The sequence below is a fragment of the Pedobacter sp. AC464 genome (assembly GCF_979253075.1).
In genome coordinates, this window is record NZ_CEEDBV010000015.1 from 1 (window position 1) to 249 (window position 249).

The following is a 249-nucleotide window of genomic DNA, read 5'->3' on the forward strand; positions in this document are numbered from 1 at the left end:
GAAGGAGATTCCTTTTGTAAAGTTTCCGTTTGACCCTATTAACTATAATTCGCCAACAACGCCTTTAAAACGTGATGCATACTTTAAAATTGGCTGTTACTTTAATCAACCTATAAAAATTCCAAAAACAATTGATCCGGTGATGCCTTCGGCAGGGGCCTTTCTGGAACTTGGTGCCGATTTAAGGGTTATGTGCGTTTCATTAGCGGCGGCAACAATTTATGCCACAGGCAGGGCAGAGGTTGGCTT

The 249-nt window shown here is 42.2% G+C and carries 1 protein-coding gene; it reads left to right on the forward strand.

The window, feature by feature from the left end; translation table 11 throughout:
• A partial coding sequence (locus tag AC0IWT_RS20000; protein ID WP_471798512.1) for a hypothetical protein occupies window positions 1-249 on the forward strand: 249 nt, incomplete at both ends.